Origin of the sequence: Nocardioides silvaticus (genome assembly GCF_003160695.1) — a bacterium.
GTDB classification, from domain to species: Bacteria; Actinomycetota; Actinomycetes; order Propionibacteriales; family Nocardioidaceae; genus Nocardioides; species Nocardioides silvaticus.
Genome location: NZ_QGDD01000002.1, coordinates 496449 through 513253, shown reverse-complemented (window position 1 = coordinate 513253; position 16805 = coordinate 496449). Strand labels below are relative to the sequence as shown.

Annotated in this window: 21 protein-coding genes; 8 read left to right on the top strand and 13 right to left on the bottom strand. The window is 72.2% G+C overall.

The genetic code is table 11. The annotated features are described in order from the left end of the window. Together DJ010_RS07335 and cobA are read right to left on the bottom strand one after the other, a co-directional pair. Positions 1-819, bottom strand: a complete 819-nt coding sequence (locus tag DJ010_RS07335) for a TrmH family RNA methyltransferase (RefSeq protein WP_109692957.1) — start codon at positions 817-819, stop codon at positions 1-3. Further along, positions 812-2068 (bottom strand): uroporphyrinogen-III C-methyltransferase, encoded by a 1257-nt coding sequence (cobA, locus tag DJ010_RS07330; RefSeq protein WP_211318685.1) that lies wholly within the window; start codon positions 2066-2068, stop codon positions 812-814. Before cobA ends, DJ010_RS07335 begins: the two co-directional genes overlap by 8 nt. 68 nt (positions 2069-2136) lie before the next feature. On the opposite strand from cobA, the gene DJ010_RS07325 reads away from it, so the two are divergent. From DJ010_RS07325 to DJ010_RS07315, 3 genes are read left to right on the top strand one after another with little or no spacing between them, the layout of a single operon-like run. Then, positions 2137-2664 carry a YbhB/YbcL family Raf kinase inhibitor-like protein gene (locus DJ010_RS07325; protein WP_109692956.1) on the top strand — a complete coding sequence of 176 codons (528 nt, stop codon included), beginning with the start codon at positions 2137-2139 and terminating at the stop codon, positions 2662-2664. 15 nt (positions 2665-2679) lie between these two features. Beyond that, complete coding sequence (locus DJ010_RS07320) at positions 2680-3030, top strand: hypothetical protein (protein WP_109692955.1); 351 nt, start codon at positions 2680-2682, stop codon at positions 3028-3030. 60 nt (positions 3031-3090) lie between these two features. Next, a complete protein-coding gene (locus DJ010_RS07315; protein ID WP_109692954.1) occupies positions 3091-5103 on the top strand; it encodes an elongation factor G in 2013 nt (670 codons plus the stop codon). Here the strand turns inward: DJ010_RS07315 and DJ010_RS07310 are convergent. The 4 genes from DJ010_RS07310 to DJ010_RS07295 all read right to left on the bottom strand — a co-directional run bounded on the left by DJ010_RS07310 (position 5092) and on the right by DJ010_RS07295 (position 8037). Further along, positions 5092-5745: an FMN reductase gene (locus DJ010_RS07310; RefSeq protein WP_109692953.1), complete on the bottom strand. Its 654-nt coding sequence runs from the start codon at positions 5743-5745 to the stop codon at positions 5092-5094. The genes DJ010_RS07315 and DJ010_RS07310 overlap by 12 nt on opposite strands. Positions 5746-5747: 2 nt before the next feature. After that, on the bottom strand, positions 5748-6923 hold the full coding sequence (locus DJ010_RS07305) for an LLM class flavin-dependent oxidoreductase (RefSeq protein WP_109692952.1): 1176 nt from the start codon (positions 6921-6923) through the stop codon (positions 5748-5750). Positions 6924-7007: 84 nt separating this feature from the next. After that, a complete protein-coding gene (locus tag DJ010_RS07300) occupies positions 7008-7745 on the bottom strand; it encodes a PP2C family protein-serine/threonine phosphatase (RefSeq protein ID WP_109692951.1) in 738 nt (245 codons plus the stop codon). Positions 7746-7809: 64 nt separating this feature from the next. Further along, positions 7810-8037, bottom strand: a complete 228-nt coding sequence (locus DJ010_RS07295) for a hypothetical protein (RefSeq protein WP_109692950.1) — start codon at positions 8035-8037, stop codon at positions 7810-7812. A 220-nt stretch (positions 8038-8257) separates the two neighbouring features. On the opposite strand from DJ010_RS07295, the gene DJ010_RS07290 reads away from it, so the two are divergent. Together DJ010_RS07290 and DJ010_RS07285 are read left to right on the top strand one after the other, a co-directional pair. After that, positions 8258-9262 carry an alpha/beta hydrolase gene (locus tag DJ010_RS07290; protein WP_245927314.1) on the top strand — a complete coding sequence of 335 codons (1005 nt, stop codon included), beginning with the start codon at positions 8258-8260 and terminating at the stop codon, positions 9260-9262. Positions 9263-9282: 20 nt separating this feature from the next. Continuing rightward, positions 9283-9672, top strand: coding sequence for a hypothetical protein (locus DJ010_RS07285; protein WP_146207278.1), 390 nt, complete (start codon positions 9283-9285; stop codon positions 9670-9672). Here DJ010_RS07285 and DJ010_RS07280 read toward each other — a convergent pair. The 3 genes from DJ010_RS07280 to DJ010_RS07270 all read right to left on the bottom strand — a co-directional run bounded on the left by DJ010_RS07280 (position 9657) and on the right by DJ010_RS07270 (position 11692). Further along, positions 9657-9941: a DUF4190 domain-containing protein gene (locus tag DJ010_RS07280; protein WP_211318684.1), complete on the bottom strand. Its 285-nt coding sequence runs from the start codon at positions 9939-9941 to the stop codon at positions 9657-9659. The two genes, DJ010_RS07285 and DJ010_RS07280, sit on opposite strands and share 16 nt — an antisense overlap. A gap of 151 nt (positions 9942-10092) precedes the next feature. Next, the gene (locus tag DJ010_RS07275) at positions 10093-10896 is read right to left on the bottom strand and encodes a sulfite exporter TauE/SafE family protein (protein WP_109692947.1); all 804 of its coding nucleotides are present in this window, start codon (positions 10894-10896) and stop codon (positions 10093-10095) included. Position 10897: 1 nt separating this feature from the next. Then, positions 10898-11692, bottom strand: coding sequence for an ABC transporter ATP-binding protein (locus tag DJ010_RS07270; protein ID WP_109692946.1), 795 nt, complete (start codon positions 11690-11692; stop codon positions 10898-10900). 54 nt (positions 11693-11746) lie between these two features. Here DJ010_RS07270 and DJ010_RS07265 point away from each other — a divergent pair, with 54 nt between their 5' ends. Then, positions 11747-12484 (top strand): Rv1486c family protein, encoded by a 738-nt coding sequence (locus tag DJ010_RS07265; RefSeq protein WP_109692945.1) that lies wholly within the window; start codon positions 11747-11749, stop codon positions 12482-12484. A 26-nt stretch (positions 12485-12510) separates the two neighbouring features. Next, the gene (gene serB, locus DJ010_RS07260) at positions 12511-13731 is read left to right on the top strand and encodes a phosphoserine phosphatase SerB (protein WP_109692944.1); all 1221 of its coding nucleotides are present in this window, start codon (positions 12511-12513) and stop codon (positions 13729-13731) included. On the opposite strand, the gene DJ010_RS07255 is transcribed toward serB, so the two are convergent. Next, the gene (locus DJ010_RS07255; RefSeq protein ID WP_158282962.1) at positions 13728-14261 is read right to left on the bottom strand and encodes a SixA phosphatase family protein; all 534 of its coding nucleotides are present in this window, start codon (positions 14259-14261) and stop codon (positions 13728-13730) included. The two genes, serB and DJ010_RS07255, sit on opposite strands and share 4 nt — an antisense overlap. Positions 14262-14297: 36 nt before the next feature. On the opposite strand from DJ010_RS07255, the gene DJ010_RS07250 reads away from it, so the two are divergent. Further along, positions 14298-15011, top strand: a complete 714-nt coding sequence (locus DJ010_RS07250; protein WP_109693157.1) for a YwaF family protein — start codon at positions 14298-14300, stop codon at positions 15009-15011. On the opposite strand, the gene fabI is transcribed toward DJ010_RS07250, so the two are convergent. From fabI to DJ010_RS07235, 3 genes are all read right to left on the bottom strand, one after another. Then, positions 14956-15735 (bottom strand): enoyl-ACP reductase FabI, encoded by a 780-nt coding sequence (fabI, locus tag DJ010_RS07245; RefSeq protein ID WP_109692942.1) that lies wholly within the window; start codon positions 15733-15735, stop codon positions 14956-14958. The two genes, DJ010_RS07250 and fabI, sit on opposite strands and share 56 nt — an antisense overlap. Position 15736: 1 nt before the next feature. Continuing rightward, positions 15737-16462: a 3-oxoacyl-ACP reductase FabG gene (gene fabG / locus DJ010_RS07240; protein WP_211318683.1), complete on the bottom strand. Its 726-nt coding sequence runs from the start codon at positions 16460-16462 to the stop codon at positions 15737-15739. A 96-nt stretch (positions 16463-16558) separates the two neighbouring features. Continuing rightward, complete coding sequence (locus DJ010_RS07235; RefSeq protein ID WP_109692941.1) at positions 16559-16771, bottom strand: dodecin; 213 nt, start codon at positions 16769-16771, stop codon at positions 16559-16561. Positions 16772-16805 lie beyond the last annotated feature (34 nt).

The window sequence follows — 16805 nt, the reverse complement described above, 5'->3', positions numbered from 1 at the left end:
TCATCCCGCCACCGCCGCCCGCCCGGCGGTGACGTAGCACGCGACCGCGGAGGCGGCCGCCACGTTGAGCGAGTCGATGCCGGCCGCCATCGGGATGATCGCGCGCCGGTCGGCCGACTGCTCCCACCGTGTCGACAGGCCGTGGCCCTCCGAGCCGAGCACGAGCGCGACCTTGTCGAGGCCGGCCACCGCCTGCTCGATCGGTACGGCGTCGTCGGCGAGCGTGAGCGCGACCGTGGTGAAGCCCGCGGTCGACAGGCCGGGCAAGGCGGCGTGCCAGTCGGGCAGACGGGTCCACGGCAGGCTGAACACCGCGCCCATGCCGACCTTGATCGAGCGCCGGTAGAGCGGATCGGCGCAGCGCGGCGCGAGCAGGGCGGCATCGAAGCCCATCGCGGCGGCACTGCGGAAGATCGCGCCGACGTTGGAGTGGTCGACGATGTCCTCGAGGACGACGACCGACCGCGCACCGTGGAGGACGTCGACGACGGGCGGGAGCGGTCGTCGTACGAGGGAGGCCAGGGCACCCCGGTGCACGTGGAAGCCGGTGACCTCCTCGGCGAGTGCCTCCGAGACGACGTAGCAGGGTGCGTCGGTCGTGGCCAGCACGTCGGCGAGGCCGTCGAGCCAGCGGGGCGCCATCAGGAACGAGCGCACCTCGAAGCCGCCCTCGACCGCGCGCCGGACGACCTTCCCGCCCTCGGCGAGGAACAGGCCGTGCTCGGCCTCGAGGTGCTTGCGCAGCTGGACGTCGCGCAGGTCGCGGTAGTCGGCGAGCCGGGGGTCCCCGGCGTCGGAGATCGCGACCTGCTCAGCCATCGGCCGGCGTGCCCGGGTCGGGGAACGGGTCGGGGAACGAGTCGGGGAACGCCACGCGGACCACCTCGCCGATCACGATGATCGCCGGTGGCTGCACCCGCTCGGTGGCGACGGTCTCGCCGAGCGTGCTGAGCGTGGCGAGCACGGTCCGTTGGGTCGGCATGGTGCCGTCGCACACGATCGCGACGGGGGTGCCTGCCTCGCGGCCACCGACGAGAAGCGCCTTCGCGATCTCCGGCGAGTTCTCGACGCCCATCATCAGCACCACTGTCCCGCGCAGCCGTCCCAGCGCGTCGAAGTCGACGAGCGACTCGGGGTGCCCCGGCGGTAGGTGGCCCGAGACGACGGTGAACTCGTGGGTGATGCCGCGGTGGGTGACGGGGATCCCGGCGATGGCGGGTACGGCGACCGGGCTGGTCAGCCCGGGGATGACGGTCACCGGCACGCCCGCCTCGCGGCAGGCGATGACCTCCTCGTATCCCCGACCGAACACGAAGTTGTCGCCGCCCTTGAAGCGGACGACCCGCTTCCCCGCGAGGGCGCGCTCGACGATGACACGGTTGATCTCGGCCTGCTGGGCGCTGCGGCTGCGCGGCAGCTTGGCCACGTCGACGAGCTCGACGTCGGCCGGCAGCTCGCCGAGCAGCTCGCGGGGCGCGAGCCGGTCCGCGACCACGACGTCGGCCTCCATCAGCGCCTTGCGGCCGGCGACGGACATCAGCTCCGGGTCGCCCGGGCCGCCACCGACCAGCGTGACACCCGGAGTCCGGTCCCGGTGGTGGGGCGCGGCGATGCGGCCGTCGCGCAGTCCCGCCAGCACCTCGTCGCGCACGGCGGCCGAGCGGCGCGGGTCGCGGTTGCCGAGCACCGCGACGGTCACCCCGGCGTGCCGGCCGACCGCCGGGGTCCAGGCGGTGCCTCGGGTCGCGTCGTCCGAGCGCACGCAGAAGATCCGTTGCTGCTCGGCGAGCTCGCTCACCCGGTCGTTGACCGCGGGGTCGTCGGTGACCGCGACGACGTACCAGGCGCCGTCGAGGTCGGCGTCCTCGAACCGACGCCGGTGCCAGGTGACCTCGCCCGAGCCGACCAGTCCCTCGATCGCCGGGGTGGCCTCCGGCGAGACCACGTGCACGTCGGCGCCGGCCGCGATCAGCTGGGGCACCCGCCGCTGGGCGACATTGCCGCCGCCCACGACCACCACCCGTCTCCCCCCGAGGCGGAGGCCGGACGGGTACGGCGGGAAATCCATGGGGACCATCATCGACCGCGCGCGTTTCGCCCCTGTCAACGACTCACCTGCCGGACTAGATTCGCAGCATGGTTCTCGATCGCCCCGTTGCTCCCGATCCCTACGAGCTGCTGCCCGCCGTACCGTCCTTCGGCGTGACCAGCGCCGACGTCACCGACGGCCAGCCCCTCAAGGACGACCAGGTCGCCGCCCACGGCAACAGCTCACCGCAGCTGTCCTGGGAGGCCGGGCCCGAGGGCACGCAGAGCTACGTCGTGACCTGCTTCGACCCCGACGCCCCGACTCCGAGCGGCTTCTGGCACTGGGTACTGGTCGACCTCCCGGCCGACGTCACGAGCCTCGACGCCGGCGCGGGCGCCGAGGGCGCATCCCTGCCGGGCGGCGCTTTCATGTGCCGCAACGACGGCGGCCCGAAGGCGTTCATGGGCGCCGCTCCCCCGGAGGGCGACCAGGTGCACCGCTACTACTTCGTCGTCCACGCGGTGAAGGAGCCCTCTCTCGGCGTCGACTCCGACGCCTCCCCCGCCGTCGTGTCGTTCAACCTGGCCTTCAAGACGCTGGCCCGCGGCATGGTCGTCGGCACCTACCAGCACTGAGCCTGGCCGGTCGCCGTGCGGAAGGTCGTCGGCGGGGTGGTGCTCCTGCTGGGGGTGCTGCTGGTCGCGGCCGCCGCCTGGTGGGGCGCGACGACGCTGTTCGAGGGTGACGGGAGCGAGGACGAGCCGTCCGGCGACGTCGAGTGCGTCCCGGTGGCCGCGCGGGGTGAGGCAGATGCCGCTCGCCGGGCGTTCACCAAGGAGCACGCCGACGCCCGGTGGTTCCGGTCCGCTGGGGTGAAGAAGATCGACGATGGGTTCGTCGTCCTCGTGACCCTGAGGGGGCGGACGCCGACGCCGGAGCTGCCGGGCTGTTCGTCGGGCGTCCCACTTGTGGTCAGGGGCGGTCCGCCGCAGACCGGCTGAGCGCAACTCGAGCGTCGCCGACCCCTTGTGGTGGACGCCACATCGGAGCAACGTAAGCCCATGGCCGACAAATCCTCGCGAAAGGCCAGTGACCAGGACCTTGCGGCGCCCGGGCCCGACCGGATCCGCAACGTGGTGCTGGTCGGGCCCACCCAGTCAGGCAAGACCACGCTGGTGGAGGCGCTCACGCACGTGACGCTCGGCCAGGGCAGGTCCGTGTCCCTCTCCGTCGCCCCCGTCGTCGTCGAGGGCACGAAGGTCAACGTCATCGACACCCCGGGCTACGCCGACTTCGTCGGCGAGGTGCGCGCCGGGCTGCGGGCCGCCGACTGCGCGCTGTTCGTGATCGCGGCCAACGAGGGTGTGGACGACGGCACCCGCGAGCTGTGGCGGGAGTGCGCTGCGGTCGGGACGCCACGAGCCGTGGTGGTGACCAAGCTCGACCACCCGAGGGCCGACCACGACGGCGTCGTCCGCGCGGCACGGGCGGCGTTCGGCGAGAAGGTGCTGCCGGTCTACTGCCTCGAGGACGGCGCGCTCCAGAGCCTGATCCGGTCCGAGTCGGAGGACCCGCGGCGCGGCGAGCTGATCGAGGCGATCATCGAGGAGTCCGAGGACGAGACCCTCATGGAGCGCTACCTCGGCGGCGAGCAGATCGACGAGAAGATGCTCGTCGAGGACCTCGAGACCGCGATCGCGCGCGCGAACTTCTTCCCCGTCATGCCGGTGTGCGCGCAGACCGGCACCGGTCTCCCGGAGCTGCTCGACCTGTGTGTGCGGGCCTTCCCGTCGCCACCCGAGCACGTGCCGCCCGAGGTCTTCACCCCGGAGGGGAAGGCCGAGCAGCCGGTCAGCTGCGACCCCGACGGGCCCCTCGTCGCCGAGGTGGTGAAGACCACCAGCGACCCCTACCTCGGGCGGGTCAGCCTGGTCCGCGTCTTCTCCGGGACCCTCATGCCCGACGCCTCTGTGCACGTCTCGGGGCACTTCTCGAGCTTCGGCACCGACGGCCACGAGGACCACGACGAGGACGAGCGGATCGGGGCGCTCGGCTTCCCGACGGGCAACCAGCAGGTGCTTGCGCCCCGGGTGCTGGCCGGCGACGTCGCTGTCGTCGGCAGGCTCTCACGCGCCGAGACCGGGGACACGCTCTCCTCCCCCAATCTCCCGCGCGTGCTGCGCCCCTGGTCGCTGCCCGACCCGCTGCTCCCGATCGCGATCGAGGCCGCCACCCGCTCCGACGAGGACAAGCTCTCCGCGGCCCTGACCCGGCTCGCCGCCGAGGACCCGAGCCTGCGGGTCCACAACGACGGCGAGACCGGACAGCTGGTCATCTGGGTGATGGGCGAGGCGCACGCCGAGGTCGCGCTCGAGCGGCTGCACGATCGCTACGGCGTCTCGGTCGAGCAGCGCGAGCTCGTCACGCCGTTCCGCGAGTGCTTCCTGGGCCCGGCGAAGGGACACGGTCGGCACGTCAAGCAGTCCGGCGGGCACGGCCAGTACGCCGTGTGCGACATCGAGGTCGAGCCGCTGCCCGAGGGGTCCGGGTTCGAGTTCGTCGACAAGGTGGTCGGCGGCGCGGTTCCCCGCAACTTCATCCCGTCGGTGGAGAAGGGCGTCCGCGCCCAGATGGAGCGCGGCGTCCGCCTCGGCTACCCGCTCGTCGACATCCGCGTCACCCTCACCGACGGCAAGGCGCACAGCGTCGACTCCTCCGACATGGCCTTCCAGACCGCCGGAGCGCTCGCCCTGCGGGAGGCGGCCGACGCCGCCGGCATCGCCATGCTCGAGCCGTACGACGAGGTGGCGGTCCTCGTCGCCGACGACCTCGTCGGCGGCGTGATGAGCGACCTGTCGTCGCGGCGCGGCCGGCTGCTCGGCACCGACCAGGTCGGCGACCGGGCGCTGGTGAAGGCGCACGTGCCCCAGCGGGAGCTGGTGCGCTACGCCATCGACCTGCGGGCGTCCACGCACGGCGCGGGCACGTTCAGCCGCACCTTCGCCCACTACGAGCCGATGCCCGAGGACCTCGCCGCGAAGGTGACGCCCCGCGAGCACCGGTCAGCGCACTGAGTCGCCGCCGGCCTCACGGAGCAGCTGCTCGAACGGCGTGACCTCAGCCATTTCCTCCCCCACCGGACGTCGCCGCGGCGCGTGCACGGTGGTCTGCCCCGAGCAGCCGAGCAGCGCGACCAGCTCGGTGGCGGCGCGGTCGGCTCGCTTGCGCAACCCGCCGTCGAGCCCACCCGCACCGAAGTCCTCGCTGGCCGCGAACACCCCGGTGGGCACCACCAGGGCGCGCAGGTAGGCGAAGAGCGGTCGCAACGCGTGGTCGAGCACCAGGCTGTGGCGCGCCGTACCCGCCGTTGCGCCGACGAGGACCGGCTTGCCCTCGAGCGCGCCGAGGTCGAGCACGTCGAAGAAGGTCTTGAAGAGGCCCGAGTAGGACCCGGCGAACACCGGCGTCACCACCACCAGCGCGTCGGCGCGGACCACCTTGTCGATGGCCTCGGCCAGCTCACCGGTGGGGAACCCGGTCAGCAGGTGGTCGGCGAGGGCGTGCGCCAGCGGACGAAGCTCGACGACCTCGACCTCGACCTCCTCCCCGCGGGCCGCGACCGCCCGCTCGACCGCATCCCCGAGCAGGTCGGCGAGCAGCCGGGTCGAGGACGGGACCGACAGTCCTGCGGCGACGACGACGATCGAGCGCACCATGCTCAGAGCTCTCCTTCGAGGACCTTGGCGACCTCCGGGTCGTGGAGGTCGCGATCGGAGGTGCCGGTGGCGGCATCCGCCTCGGCGTACACGGTACTGTCCTTCGCCCCACCGGCCGCGGCCACGAGCGAGGCGTGCGTCGGCGCGTCCGGTACGTGGCTGGGCCGGCCCTCGGCGAAGCCCTTCCGCAGGTCGGGCAGGATCTCGCCCAGCAGGTCGAGCTGCTCGAGGACCGTCTTGAGCGGCAGACCGGCGTGGTCGACGAGGAACAGCTGGCGCTGGTAGTGACCGACGTAGTCGCGGATCGACAGCGTCCGCTCGAGCACCTGCTGCGGCGACCCGACGGTGAGCGGCGTGCCCTCGGTGAACTCCTCCAGCGACGGACCGTGGCCGTAGACCGGAGCGTTGTCGAAGTACGGCCGGAACTCGTTGATCGCGTCCTGGCTGTTCCTCCGCATGAAGAACTGCCCGCCGAGACCGACGATCGCCGAGTCCGCCGGCCCGTGGCCGTAGTGCTCGAACCGCTCGCGGTAGAGCCGCACCATCTGTTCGGTGTGCGCCGGCGGCCAGAAGATGTGGTTGTGGAAGAAGCCGTCGCCGTAGTAGGCCGCCTGCTCGGCGATCTCGGGGCTGCGGATCGAGCCGTGCCACACGAACGGCGGCACGCCGTCCAGGGGGCGCGGCGTCGCGGTGAAGCCGTGCAGCGGCGTACGGAAGCGGCCCTCCCAGTCGACGACGTCCTCGCGCCACAGGCGGTGGAGCAGGGCGTAGTTCTCGATCGCGAGGTTGATGCCCTGGCGGATGTCCTTGCCGAACCACGGGTAGACCGGGCCGGTGTTGCCGCGACCCATCATCAGGTCGACCCGGCCATCGGTGAGGTGTTGCAGCTTGGCGTAGTCCTCCGCGATCAGGACCGGATCGTCGGTCGTGATGAGGGTCGTCGCGGTGGAGAGGACGATCCGCTCCGTCTGGGCGCCGATGTAGGCCAGCGTCGTCGTCGGCGCCGAGGCGATGAACGGCGGGTTGTGGTGCTCGCCGGTCGCGAACACGTCGAGGCCGACCTCCTCGGCCTTCTTCGCGATCTCGACGGTCGCCTTGATGCGCTCGTGCTCGGTCGGGGTCCGGCCGGTGGTGGGATCGGGCGTCACGTCACCGACCGTGAAGATGCCGATCTGCATGTGGTCCACGCTCCTCGATTGTCTGCGTCGTCGCCATCGTAGTTGACATGGCAACCACTTCTCACAACCGGCGCCCTCGGCGGGCTATTCCCCCGGTGCCCGGGCCAGCACCAGCAGCGCCCGGTCGTCGTCCCCGCGTGTGACCTGCTCGAGGATCCGGCCCGGTACGTCGCGCACGGCCCCGCCCGCCGCATCGACGGCGGCACGGGCCTCGCGCAGCAGCCAGTCGATCCCGGCGTCGATGTCGGCGTCGGACCGCTCGATGACGCCGTCGGTGTAGAAGAGCAGCCCGTCGCCAGGCTCGAGCACGCCCCTGCTCACGTCGAACTGCGGTTCGTCGACGACTCCCAACGCCATCCCGCGTGCGTTGTCGACGGTCCACTCCCCTGCCGCGGCCTGCCAGTGCAGGACCGGAGGATGACCAGCACTCCGGATCGCGTAGCCGCCGGTCCGAAGGTCGACACCCACCTGCACCGCGGTCGCGATGCTCTCGTCGGACGGCTCCCGCAGCAGGAAGGCATTCGCCGCCGGCAGCACCTGATCCTCCGACAGCGCAACCAGCAGCCCGCGCAACGCCCCGGCGAACTGCACCGCGTGGGGCAGCGCCGTCTCACCCTTCCCGCACACGTCGACCAGCACCATCGCCAGACCGTCACCGCCCTCGGGCGTCGGCACCCGGTCGGCCACGAAGAAGTCGCCGCCGTAGGAGTAGCCGTTCGCGGCGAGCATCGCGGACGTGCAGGCCCACTCGATCGGCAGGGGCGGCACCTGGCACTGCTCCTGGAGCAGGTCGCGCAGCCCACTCAGGAAGGCCTCGTCCACCCGGTCACCCTAGCCGGGGGCGCTCCCTACCCCGGCCGACCGCGCCGCGCCGGCCGGGCGCTTCTCAGTCCGCCAGGTAGCCGGTGTCGGGATCGACCTGCGCGAGGAAGGACCGGATCTGACTGACGATCTGCTCCTGCGTCATGGCGCGGTCGTCCGAGGTGTTCGACGTGAAGCCGTAGCCCCGGTTCCTCCCGGAGACCCAGGCGAACTGGTAGCGGCCGGGCGCGGTGACGTGCTGCGTCACGTCGAACGTCTCGCCGTCGACGTCGAACCGCTGGGTGCCCGCCATGCGGTCCATCCTATGCGGAAGGCCACCAGGCCGGACGGCGCTCGGGCGGCGGGGGTCTCGATACGCCCTCGCCCAGCGGCTCGGGCTACTCGACCACCGAAGCGAGGGTGCCGCTCAGCGGCGGGAGCCTGGTCGCGGTCGGCGGGGAGATCTGGACGACGGCGTTCGACGACGGGGTCGTCCTGCGAATCCGTCCCGGCGGGTGATGCACACTTTCCCCATGACCGACGACACCGTCGAGCGTCCGCTGGACGCCGAGCCCGAGGCCGGCGACATGGAGATCCGGACCGACGTGCTGGGCCACCCGTGGGAGGCCGAGACGATCGCGCTGCCGCCCGACGAGGAGGGCGAGGTCGTGGCGACGCTGGTGCGGCGTCGGGCGGAGCTTCCGACCGAGCGGGCGGTGCTGCACGTCCACGGGTTCGCCGACTACTTCTTCCACGCCGCGTACGGCGAGTGGTGGGTCGAGCGCGACCACGACATGTACGCGCTGGACCTGCGGAAGTACGGGCGGTCGATCCGGCCGCACCAGACGGCGACCTACGTGGCCGACCTGGAGGAGTACTTCGCCGAGCTCGACCTGGCCTGGGAGCGGATCACGAAGCGCGACGGCCACACGAAGGTCGTGCTGTCGGCGCACTCGACCGGCGGGCTGGTCGTCTCGCTGTGGGTCGACTCCCGGCAGCCGGAGGAGCTGGCGGGGGTCTTCCTGAACTCGCCCTGGCTCGACCTGCAGGGGGCGCCCTGGATGCGCACCCGCCCGGCGACGGCGCTGCTGGACCGCATCGGGCGGGCCCAGCCGATGCGGGTGTTCCCCCGCGCGGTCAGCGGCGTCTACGCGCACAGCCTCCACCACCTGCACGGCGGCGAGTGGGAGTTCGACCTCACCTGGAAGCCGCCGGAGTCGTTCCCGGTGCGGTTCGGCTGGCTGCGGGCGATCCGGGCCGGCCACGCGCGCGTGCACGGCGGGCTCGACATCCGGCGTCCGGTGCTGGTGCTGTCGTCGGACCGCACGGTCTTCACCACCACGCTCGACGAGGACGCGATGTCGACCGACATCGTGCTCGACGTGCAGCAGATCCGGCAGTGGGCCGGCGCGCTCGGGCGGCACGTCACGTCGATCGCCGTACCAGGCGCCGTCCACGACGTCGTCCTGTCCCGGCCCGCGGTGCGCGAGCGGGTCTACGCGGAGATCGATCGGTGGTTGTCGACCTACGTCGACTGACGTTCGTCTAGTCTCCCCGCATGGATCCTGTGACCGGCCTCTCCCTCGGCCGCATCGCGATCGGCGTCAGCTCGATCGCCTCGCCCACGTTCACCGCCAAGCTTTTCAACCTGTCGCCCGACGACAACCCGCAGATGGGATTCATGACCCGGATGTTCGGGGTGCGCGAGATCGCGATCGGGTCGATGACACTGCTCGCCCGCGGCCGCGCCCGGCGCTCGCTGGTGCTCGCCGGCATGGCGGTCGACGGCGGCGACGCGGCGACCGGCGTCATCGCGCTCGCGCGCAAGGAGGTCCCGCTGCTGGCGGCCGGCGGCATGATCGCCGTCGCGCTCGGCGCGGTCGGCGCCGGTGCTGCCGGTCTGGTCCAGGGCCAGGGCGGCCAGGACCAGGCTCAGTCGCAGACGTAGACGTCGCGGTCGTCGTAGTAGCAGTTGTCGTCGACCGACTCGGCCCACAGCCCGAGGCCGACGACCAGCACGACGTAGAAGAGCACCGCCGCGATCGACAACGCGAAGGCGATCCAGCCGACGATGACGCCACCCAGCGCGAGCCCGTCGCCGCCCTCGCCACGCTCGCGGATCTGCCGACGCGCGACGTGGCCCATGATCGCGCCCACGATGCCCGGCACACCGCAGCAGAAGAGGACGCTGCAGATGCTGACGACGAGCGACCCCACGGCCAGGCTGTTGGTCGGCGGGGTGGGCTGGAAGGCGCCGTACGGCGACGGCTGCGGCGCCCCGTAGGGCTGGTAGGGCCCGGGCGGTGGCGGCGGTGGTGGCTCGCGAATCGGCTCCCTCTCATGGCGCGCATTGTGTCAGGGCACCTGCTCACGTCAGCAGGATGGCGGTGACGGCCACCAGTCCGACGACGACGATCACCGCGCGCAGCACGCCCGCGGGCAGCCGCCGGCCGATCGAGGCGCCGAGGAAGCCTCCGACGACCGACCCCAGGCCGATCAGGAGCACGATCGACCAGTCGATGCGGGAGTCGATGCCGAAGAGCCCGAGCTCGGTGACGACGACGAAGACGAGGCCGGCGATCGCGTTGACGGCGGCGGCGAGCACGTTCTTGACACCGTTGAGGCGCTGCAGGGACTCGTTGATGCCGATGCCGAGGAACGCCATCAGCAGCACGCCCTGCGCGGCCCCGAAGTAGCCGCCGTAGACACCGGTGAGCAGGACCGCCGGCCACACCCACCAGGCGCCGTCACGGGCTGGCGGGAGGCCGGCCGCCTCGCGGGCCTCCGCCCGCTTCGCCACCGAGGCCGAGAGCCGGGGTCCGAGGATGACGAGCGCGACACCCAGCAGGATGAGGGCCGGCACCACCGCCTCGAACGCGTCGGGCGGCAGCACGAGCAGCAGGCCGGCGCCCACCAGGCCGCCGACGAGGGAGGCGACGAGCAGCCGGAGGACGCGCGAGCGCTGGCCCTCGAGCTCCCGGCGGTAGCCGACCGCGCCGGCGGCCGAGCCCGGCACCAGGCCGATGTTGTTGCTGATGTTGGCGGTCACCGGCGGCACGCCGATGGCGAGCAGCGTCGGGAACGTGATCAGCGTGCCCGAGCCGACCACGGTGTTGATCGTGCCCGCCCAGACGCCGGCCAGCAGGACGGCGCCGACCTCGATCGGCGACACCTCAGATCCGGTGGAGGCGGCGACGCGCGGCGTACCGGCCGTCGTGCTCCTCGAGCACCAGCGGCATGCCGAAGGTCCTCGACAGCGCCTCCTGGGTCAGCGCCTGCTCGATCGGCCCGTCGGCCACGACACGTCCCTCGCGGAGCATCAGCACGTGGGTGAAGCCGGGCGGGATCTCCTCGACGTGGTGGGACACCAGGACCGTCGCCGGTGAGGCGGGGTCGTAGGCGAGCACCGACAGCGTCGAGACCAAGTCCTCGCGACCGCCGAGGTCGAGGCCGGCGGCCGGCTCGTCGAGCAGCAGCAGCTCCGGGTCGGTCATCAGGGCGCGCGCGATCTGGACCCGCTTGCGCTCCCCCTCGCTGAGCGTCCCGAACGTGCGGTCGGCCAGCCGCTCGGCCCGCACCTCGCGCAGCAAGGAGCGTGCCCGGTCGTGGTCGAGGTCGTCGTACTGCTCGCGCCAGCGGCCGACGACGGCGTACGACGCCGACACCACCACGTCGCTGACCTTCTCGTCACGCGGGATCCGCTCGGCAAGCGCGGCACTGGTGAGCCCGATCCGCGGTCGCAGGTCGAAGACGTCGACGGTGCCGATGAGCTCGCCGAGAACCCCGACGGCGCCAGAGGTCGGATACATCTGCGCGGCAGCGACCTGGAGCAGCGTGGTCTTGCCGGCGCCGTTGGAGCCCAGCACGACCCAGCGCTCGCCCTCCTTGACGATCCACGTCACCCGGTCCAGCAGAAGCGCGTCGCCCCGACGGACGGTGACCTCGGCAAGCTCCAGGACGGCTGACATGGTCGCAACCCTATCGACCAGCAGATGGGGTCCGTTGCCCTATCGTCACGGGACGTGACGGTCGAGATGCCGGTGGCGGGACGGGTGGCGTGGTGGGGCACCGCGTTCCTCCGGGGACTGGTCGGTCCGGACGACTACGGCGACGCAGTCCTCGCCGGCGACGCCGCCCACGTCCTCGCCGGGCCCTCGGGGCCGATGACGCTGCTCGAGGCGACTGCGGCTCTCCGGCGGGACGGCGCGACCGCCCTCGGGGCCGCGTTTCCCGCGCCCGGGGATCCCACCGGGCTGGCCGGGCCGTCGGCCTTCTCGATGGCCGCCACGGACGCGGGCGAGGCGGTCGTCGCGATCGGGGTCCGGACCGAGCCGGGCACCGGCTGGGTGCCGCAGCGGGTGGGCCGCGCCGTCGAGTGGACGACGTACGACGCGCGCCGGCGGATGCCGCCCGACCTGGGTGAGGCCGACCGGACCCTGCGTCGCACCCTGCTCGAGTCCGCCAACGAGCTGGCCCGCCTCGACGTCGCGCGCTGGCGGCCGGAGGTCGCCGACGCGCTGCACGACCTCCGGGCGGGGGACACGGTCCGGGCGCCAGCCGGCGTACCGGCCCGGGCGGTCGACCTGGCCCGGCGCGCCCTGCACCTCCAGGAGGTGGTCGACCTCGCGCTCGACAGCGAGGGAGGAGCCGTCAGCGCCGGCGAGATCGCAGCCCGCCGCGCCGCGCTCCTCCCCCTCGGCACGGCGGCGCGGCACGCCCTGACCGCGGCCTGCGCGCCGGACGGATGGCCCGACGGCTGACCGCAGGCACTAGCCTCGTGCGAACGATGACCACGTCACACCAGCCTGCCGACACGCTGCTGATCACCCTCACGGGCAAGGACCGACCCGGCGTCACCTCGGCCATCTTCGGAGCCCTCGCGCACGCCGGGGTCAACGTCATCGACCTCGAGCAGATCCTGCTGCGCCGCCGGCTGGTGCTCGGTGTCCTCGTGACCGCACCGCGCGACGTGAAGCGGCTCCAGCAGTCGGTCGAGAAGGTCGCCGCCGACCTCGGGATGGTCGTCGAGATGGAGCGCGGCACCGGCGACAACAGGTCACGACGCGGGGGCCGCTCGCACGTCACCGTGATCGGGTCGCCGCTCAAGGCGTCCGCGATCGCGGCGGTCGCGGGCCGGATCGCCGACCTCGGGGGCAACATCGACCGGATCGAGCGGATGGCGCGCTACCCGGTCACCGCCATCGAGCTCGACGTCTCCGGCGCCGACCCGACCGCGCTGCGCAGCCTGTTGGCCCGGGAGGCGGCGACGCTGGCGATCGACGTCGCCGTCCAGCCTGCCTCGCTGCTCCGGCACGCCACCCGCCTGATCGTCATGGACGTCGACTCGACGCTGATCCAGGGCGAGGTCATCGAGATGCTCGCCGCCCACGCCGGTTTCGAGGCCGAGGTCGCCGCGATCACCGAGTCCGCGATGCGCGGCGAGATCGACTTCGAGGAGTCGCTGCGCGCCCGGGTGCGGCTGCTGGAGGGCCTCGACGCGTCGGTCATCGACGAGGTGTACGACTCGATCGTCGTCAACCCCGGCGCGCGGACGCTGGTGCGCACCCTGCGACGGCTCGGCTACCGGTTCGCGATCGTCTCCGGCGGCTTCAGCCAGATCACCGACCGGCTGGCCGAGGAGCTCGGCATCCACCGGGCCCGCGCCAACACCCTCGAGGTCGTCGACGGCAGGCTGACCGGCAACGTCCTCGGCGAGGTCGTCGACCGCGCCGGCAAGGCCCGCGCGCTTCGCGAGTTCGCCGCCGACCTCGGGGTCCCCCTCGCCGCGACGATCGCGATCGGCGACGGCGCCAACGACCTCGACATGCTCGAGGCCGCCGGGCTCGGCATCGCCTACAACGCCCGCCCGGTGGTGCGGGAGATGGCCGACACCTCGCTCAACGTCCCCTACCTCGACGCGATCATGTACCTGCTCGGCATCACCCGCGAGGAGATCGAGGCGGCCGATGCCGCCGACGGCATCGTCACGCCCGCTCCCCCCGTCTAGTCACCCTCGTCGTCGGGGTCGGCCCGGCCGACGTTGAAGAGGGTCAGCCGGGCACGTCCCATGGCGAGCCGCTCCCAGGTCGACGGGAGCTCGAAGACCGCCATCGCGCTCGTCGGGTAGCCACGCATCAGCCGGTCCACCGCGTCCGGCGCGCCCGCGCCGTCGTCGAGCAGCTGGGCGAGCATCCCGATCGTCGGATTGTGACCGATCACCACGACGGTGCCGACCGCCTCGTCGGTGGAGGCGACCAGGTCGAGCACGGTGTCCTCGTCGGCGCCGTAGAGCGACCGGTCGAGGTCGGCCTCGACCGACCAGCCGGCCGCCTCGGAGAGGATCTCCCAGGTCTGGCGGGTCCGGGTCGCGGCGGAGACCAGGGCCGCGTCGGCGACGACGCCCTGCTCGGCCAGCCACGCCCCGGCTGCGGCGGCGTCCGCGCGGCCCCGGGGTGCGAGCTCCCGTTCGAAGTCGCTCGGCCCGTAGGTCTCGGCCTTGGCGTGCCGCACCACGACCAGCCGGTGGGGGTTGTTCACGCGAGAAGCGTAGGGGTAGTGGTTCAGGATGGGCACGTGCCGTCGTACGGACCGTCCCACGTGGTGCCGCTGGTGCTCTTCGCCATCGGCCTCCTCGTCGCGGTGTGGCTGGGTCGGCGCCACCGCGCGGTGGACGGCCCCACCCGCTTCAGCCGTACGGCGGCGGTGCTCGTGCCGATCGCCACCGTGCCGTTCCTGGTGATCGACCTCGTCTTCAACTTCGACATCGCGGTGACGCTGCCGCTCCACCTGTGCGACCTGGCCTGGATCGCCGCGACGTGGGCGCTGTGGACGCACCGGCCGTTCCCGGTGGCGCTGACGTTCTTCTGGGGGCTGACCCTCACCATCCAGGGAGTCGTCACGCCGGCCCTCAACGAGGACATACCGCACCCGCGCTACTTCGCGTTCTGGGCGCTGCACCTGCTCATCGTCTGGGCCGCGGTCTACCTCGTGGTCGGGCTACGGCTGGTCCCGCGCTGGCGCGACTACGGGGCTGCGGTGCTCACGACCCTCGCGTGGGCCGCGGCGACGTACGTCGTCAACCTGGCTGCCGACACCAACTACGGCTACCTGATGCGCAAGCCGCGCAGCTCGATCCTCGACTACTTCGGCCCGTGGCCGTGGTACGTCGTGCAGGAGATCGCGCTCGTCCTCGCCGTCTGGGCGGCGATGACGTGGGGAGCGCAGCGGGTGGCTACGCGCCCATCGCGTGGAAGCCGCCGTCCACGTGCACGATCTCGCCCGTCGTAGCCGGGAACAGGTCCGACAGCAGGGCGCCGACCGCACGGGCGGTGGGCTCGGTGTCGCTGTTGTCCCAACCGAGCGGGGCCCGGGTCTTCCACAGGTCCTCGAGGTCACCGAAGCCAGGGATCGCCTTCGCCGCGAGCGTGCGCAGCGGACCGGCGGAGACCAGGTTCACCCGGATCCCCTGCGCGCCGAGGTCGCGGGCGAGGTAGCGCGAGCAGGACTCGAGCCCGGCCTTGGCCACGCCCATCCAGTCGTACGCCGGCCACGCCACCGTCGCGTCGAACGTCAGCCCGACGATCGAGCCGCCCGTCGGCATCAACGGTCGGGCGGCGACGGCCAGTGACTTCAACGAGTACGCCGAGACCTGCACCGCCTGCGCGACGTCCTCCCACGGACCATCGAGGAAGTTGCCGCCGAGCAGCGTCTCCGGGTTGCCGTAGGCGATCGAGTGGACGACCCCGTCGAGGGTGGCATCCGCCCCGAGGTGCTCACGGACCATCGCCGGGAGGTTCGTCAGGTGCTCGTCGTCGGTCACGTCGAGCTCGAGCACCGGCGGGGTCTCCGGGAGCCGCTTCGCGATCCGCTGGGTGATGCCCAGTGCCCGGCCGAAGTTGGAGATGAGCACGGTCGCGCCCTGCTCCTGGGCGAAGCGGGCGACCGCGAACCCGATCGAGGTGTGGTGGGTGACCCCCGTGACGAGGACCGTCTTGCCGTCGAGCAGACCCATGTCAGTGCCCCATCCCGAGTCCGCCGTCCACCGGGATCACCGCGCCGGTGACGTACGCCGACGCCGGGTGGGCCAGCCACGTCACCGCCGCGGCGACCTCCTCGGGCCGTGCGTAACGGCCGAGGGGGACCTGGTCGCGGATCGCGCTCTTCTGGTCGTCGGTGAGGACGGCGGTCATGTCGGTCTCGACGTAGCCGGGGGCGACGACGTTGGCCGTGATCGACCGCGAGCCGAGCTCGCGGGCGAGCGACCGGGCCATGCCGACCAGACCGGCCTTGGACGCGGCGTAGTTGACCTGGCCCGGGGAGCCCAGCAGCCCCACGACGCTGGAGATGAAGATGATCCGGCCGCGCTTGAGCCGCAGCATGCCCTTCGACGCCCGCTTCGCCAGCCGGAACGAGCCGGTCAGGTTGGTGTCGATGACCGAGGACCAGTCCTCCTCGGACATCCGCAGCAGCAACGTGTCGGCGGTGATCCCGGCGTTGGCGACGAGCACCTCGACCGGCCCGTGCGCCTCCTCGGCCGCGGCGAACGCGGCCTCCACCTGGCCGGCATCGGTGACATCGGCCTTGAGCTCGAGCGCGCCCTCGGGCGCACCACCGCTGCGGGTGGTCACGGCGACCAGGTCGCCCTGCGCGAGGAAGGCTTCGGCGATCGCGCGGCCGATGCCGCGGTTGCCACCGGTGATCAGTACCGAGCGTGGCTCGGGAGCGGTCGCGGAGTTCACACCCACGACGCTAGTGGTCGGCGACCCCGTGGCTCGCTGCGAGCAGGCCGCAACTTCCTGCGGCTCTTTTGTGGGGTCTCCACAAAGCCCGCAGGCTCAGTCGTCTTCCAGGCGGAAGCCGACCTTCATCGTCACCTGGAAGTGCTCGACCCTGCCGTCCTTGACCTGGCCGCGGGTGCCGATGACCTCGAACCAGTCGAGGTGACGCAGCGTCCTACCTGCGCGCTCGATGCCGTTGCGGACGGCCTGGTCGATGCCCTCGGGCGAGGTGCCGACGATCTCGGTGACGCGATAGGTGCGGTTGCTCATGGGAGCAGCGTAGTCGCGGCGCTGGCGGCCCGGC